At 71.2% G+C, this 3,869-nt stretch carries 3 protein-coding genes and 1 pseudogene; all 4 read right to left on the reverse strand.

What is annotated here, in order from left to right:
- Positions 1-516, reverse strand: a 516-nt coding sequence (locus G6023_RS03490) for a dTMP kinase (RefSeq protein WP_182634093.1), incomplete at its 3' end; no start/stop codon positions are given.
- A 12-nt stretch (positions 517-528) separates the two neighbouring features.
- Positions 529-1,995, reverse strand: a complete 1,467-nt coding sequence (ahcY, locus tag G6023_RS03495; RefSeq protein WP_069388700.1) for an adenosylhomocysteinase — start codon at positions 1,993-1,995, stop codon at positions 529-531.
- 81 nt (positions 1,996-2,076) lie between these two features.
- Positions 2,077-3,297: a mannose-6-phosphate isomerase, class I gene (manA, locus tag G6023_RS03500; protein WP_067712274.1), complete on the reverse strand. Its 1,221-nt coding sequence runs from the start codon at positions 3,295-3,297 to the stop codon at positions 2,077-2,079.
- Positions 3,298-3,301: 4 nt separating this feature from the next.
- Positions 3,302-3,869 (reverse strand): annotated as a pseudogene (locus G6023_RS03505) (hypothetical protein); the annotation flags it as partial.

The raw sequence follows: 3,869 nt of genomic DNA on the forward strand, positions 1-3,869 counted from the left end.
CTCCGCGTCGCGTTCGTAGCGGTCGCGGACGCGCGCCGGATCGGCGGCCTCCCGGGAGCCCGCGCGCCGTGCCGCCAGCTCCACCGGGGTGTCGAGCAGGATCTGCAGGTCGGGGACGGGCAGCCCGAGCCGGTCGAACTCGAGGGTGCCGATCCACTCGACCACCTCGGACTCGCGGTCCGGACCGAGCCGGGCGGCGGTGTACGCGGCGTTGGAGGCCACGTACCGGTCGAGCAGCACCACGTCGTGGGTGGACCCCAGCTGCGCGAGCTCGCCCAGCGCGGCGTGCCGGTCCATCGCGAACAGCAGTGCCATCGCGTGGGGCGAGTCCGCGGTGCCGGCCTGGCCACCGTGCAGTGCGTCGGCGGCCAGGTCGGCGTGCAGGGTGCCGTACCGGGGGAAGGCCAGTCGGCCGACCGAGAGACCGCGGGAGGCGAGCTCGGCGACGAGCGCCGTCGTCAGCGTGTTCTTCCCCGCGCCGTCGAGACCCTCGACGACCACCAGCCGTGCGACCATCCCCGGCGTCGCTCAGTAGCGGTAGTGGTCGGGCTTGAAGGGGCCCTCGACGTCCACGCCGATGTACTCGGCCTGGTCCTTGGCCAGCGTGGTCAGGGAGCCTCCGAGCGCCTCCACGTGCAGGCGGGCGACCTTCTCGTCGAGGATCTTGGGCAGCAGGTGCACCCCGATCGGGTACTGGTCGGCCTTGGTGAACAGCTCGATCTGGGCGATGACCTGGTCGGAGAAGCTGTTGGACATCACGAACGACGGGTGCCCGGTGGCGTTGCCCAGGTTGAGCAGGCGCCCCTCGGACAGCACGATGATCGAGCGGCCGTCGTCGTCGAAGACGAACTCGTCGACCTGCGGCTTGATGTTGATGCGGGTGACGCCCTCGGCGGACTCGAGCCCGGCCATGTCGATCTCGTTGTCGAAGTGGCCGATGTTGCCCAGGATGGCCTTGTTCTTCATCCGCGTCATGTGCTCGAAGGTGATGATGTCCTTGTTGCCCGTGGCGGTGATGATGATGTCCGCATCGGCGATGGCCTCGTCCACGGTGACCACGTCGAAGCCGTCCATCAGCGCCTGCAGCGCGTTGATCGGGTCGATCTCGGTGACCTGCACGCGCGCGCCCTGCCCGGCCAGCGCCTCGGCGCAGCCCTTGCCCACGTCGCCGTAACCGCACACCAGGGCCTTCTTGCCGCCGATGAGGGCATCGGTGCCGCGGTTGATGCCGTCCAGCAGCGAGTGGCGGGTGCCGTACTTGTTGTCGAACTTGCTCTTGGTGACCGCGTCGTTGACGTTCATCGCCGGGAACGGCAGCACGCCCTCGTTGTGGAAGTGGTACAGGCGGTGGACGCCGGTGGTGGTCTCCTCGGTCACGCCCTGGACCGACTCGGCGATCGCCGTGTACTTGCCCGGGTTGGCCGGAACGGACTCACGCAGCAGCGCGTGGAAGACCTTCTCCTCCGCGGACCAGGCCGAGTCGTCCGAGGGCACGGCGCCGGCCTGCTCGAACTCCTTGCCCTTGATCACGAGCATCGTGGCGTCGCCACCGTCGTCGAGGATCATGTTCGGCTCGGTCTCCGGCCAGGTCATGATCTGCTCGGTGCACCACCAGTACTCGGTGAGGGTCTCGCCCTTCCACGCGAACACCGGCACGCCGCGGGGCGCCTCCGGGGTCCCCTCCGGGCCCACCACGACCGCCGCGGCCGCCTCGTCCTGCGTGGAGAAGATGTTGCACGAGGCCCACCGGACCTCCGCGCCCAGCGCGGTCAGCGTCTCGATCAGCACCGCGGTCTGCACCGTCATGTGGATCGACCCCGCGATCCGGGCGCCGGCCAGCGGCTGCTCGGCCGCGTACTCCTCGCGCAGCGCCATCAGACCCGGCATCTCGTGCTCGGCCAGACGGATCTGCTTGCGGCCCGCCTCCGCCAGCGACAGATCCGCCACCTTGAACTCGACACCGTTGACGGACTGAACCTGCAGATCAGCGGACATGTTCCTCGACCAGCTCCTCGTTGACTCGCGAAAGACTTCCGCCCCACACTAGCGGGACGGCCCGCCGGAGTGTCGGCCCCGTCACCCGCCGGCGACGCGGGTCCGGAACACGGTGGCCCCGGCGGTACTGCGCAGACACACCCGGGAGGTCGAGGCCGGTACCCACACGGCCCGCCCGGGCGCGAGGGCCTCGCTCGTCCCGTCGGAGTCCACGACCGCCTCGCCGGAGGTGCACAGCAGCACCTCGGGGCCCTCCGGTCGCCAGGCGGCCGGGTCGCCGTCGGCCGGCACGTCGATGCGCGACAACGCGAAATCGGGTTCGGGCGTGGGGTAGTCGACCTCGCCGGGGATGTCGCGGTCGGCCTCGACCGCCCGGACGGTGGGGTCTGCGAGCGGGCTGAACTCGAGCACCCGCATCAGTTCGGGGACGTCGACGTGCTTGGGGGTCAGGCCGCCGCGCAGGACGTTGTCCGAGTTGGCCATGACCTCCACACCGACGCCCCGTAGGTAGGCGTGGAGTTGCCCGGGCCCCAGGTAGACGGCCTCGCCCGGCTGGAGGACGACCCGGTTGAGCAGCAGCGCACCCAGGACCCCCGGATCGGTCGGGTACCGCTCGGCGAGTTCGGTGATCGTCGCGGCCACCGGGGACCACGGCCCCTCGACCCCGTGGTCGGTGAGGTAGGACACCGCACAGGTCACCAGGTCGGGCACGACGCCGGCCAGTACGACGTGCGGCATCGTGACGAAGGTGGTGAAGACCGCGCGCAGACCCTCGGCGTCGGGCTGCCCGGCGAGCATGTCCCGGTAGGGCTTCAGGGACGCGACGCCCAGCGCGTCGAGCAGTGCCACCGTGCGCTCCACCGGGCGGAAGCCCACGAGGGCGTGGAACTCGGTGAGCGCGACGAGGATCTCGGGCTTGTGGTTGACGTCGCGGTAGTTGCGGTCCGGCGCGTCGACGGCGATCCCGCGCGCGTCCTCCGCCGCGAAACCCTCACGCGCCTTCTCCGGGGACGGATGGGCCTGGAGCGACAGTGCCTGTTCGGCGGAGAGCAGCTTGACCAGGAAGGGCAGTCCCCCGCCGTGCTCGGCCAGCACCCGCGGGCCCAGCTCGCGCTCGGGGTCGGCGGCGATCCGTGCGTCGAGGCCGCGACCGTCAGAGCACCGCGAGGAGCCGGAGTCGTGCGCGCCGAACCAGTGCTCGGCGACGGGGTGGGGCGCCGGCGAGGTGATCCCGCACAGCTCGGGAAGCGCGGTCCGGGAGCCCCAGGCGTAGGCCTGGACCACCGGTTCGAGTGCGACCACGGACCTACAGACCTCCGACGAGGAGGTAGGCGGCGGCCAGTTCCGTGCGGGCCATGAGCGCTGCCACCTTTCCGCTCAACGGGGCCGGGGCGTCGCCGGCCGTGTCCCGACCGCGATCGGTGATCCACTCGACATCCGCGAGCGGGCCCGCGGCCAGCCGGACGATCTCCTCGTCCGCGCCCAACACCATACCGACGTACCTGACGGGCAGATCGTCGCGTGGTCCGTCCAACTCCTCGTCGTGGAACAGGCTCGCCAGCGGATCCGTCGGCGGACGACCCTGGGCTCGTTCGGCGTGCGCACGCACCGCGTCGGGGACCGAGGACGCGGCCGTGACCCTGCCGGCGTCGCAGAACGCGGCGACCGCGCGGTCACAGTAGGCCGCGGACACCGGGTCCGAGTGGATCCACACGAGAGGATCACGGCCCGCCACCGATGTCGCGAGCAGCTTCGCCGGGTTGACCGGGGTGGCCAGTTCCGGGCCGAGCCCCTCGAGTTCGATGTCGACGGCGTCGGCCGCGGCGGCCACGTCCAGGCCCCGGGCGCCCAGCGCGGCGAGCACGGCCATCCCG

It is taken from the genome of Dietzia sp. DQ11-71 (assembly GCF_014144995.1).
Lineage (GTDB): Bacteria > Actinomycetota > Actinomycetes > Mycobacteriales > Mycobacteriaceae > Dietzia > Dietzia kunjamensis.

What these genes read in the sequence shown, in the direction of transcription:
- ahcY (WP_069388700.1), bottom strand. Translation starts at nt 1,995, where the DNA reads ATGTCCGCTGATCTGCAGGTTCAGTCCGTCAACGGTGTCGAGTTCAAG.